Origin of the sequence: Spirulina sp. CCY15215 (assembly GCF_016888125.1) — a bacterium.
Taxonomy (GTDB): domain Bacteria; phylum Cyanobacteriota; class Cyanobacteriia; order Cyanobacteriales; family Spirulinaceae; genus CCY15215.
In genome coordinates, this window is the sequence record NZ_JACSWA010000523.1 from 1 (window position 1) to 264 (window position 264).

General features: G+C 40.9%; 1 pseudogene. It reads right to left on the reverse strand.

The features are described 5' to 3' along the window. A pseudogene (locus JUI58_RS17835) lies at nt 1-264 on the reverse strand (HNH endonuclease); the annotation flags it as partial.

Below are 264 nucleotides of genomic sequence, written 5' to 3' on the forward strand. Positions count from 1 at the left end.
TTAATTGCTCTGGAGTAGACTTTCCCACACAAGCAGCATCAAGCCAGTGAGTTTTTAGGAGGTTTTGACGAGTGCGATTAAACTTGGTTAATCCTCCCGTTCCGACCTCAACAGGCAATCCCGTTCCTTTCAGTTTATCATACAGTTTCCAACGGGTAGAATTTACTGCTGCACTATCTGACAATGGTTGTTTTGCTTGTCCTAGAATCTGTTTGAGAATATTAGGTTGACCTGATAAGAAATCTTTGATTTCTTGGTTTCCTT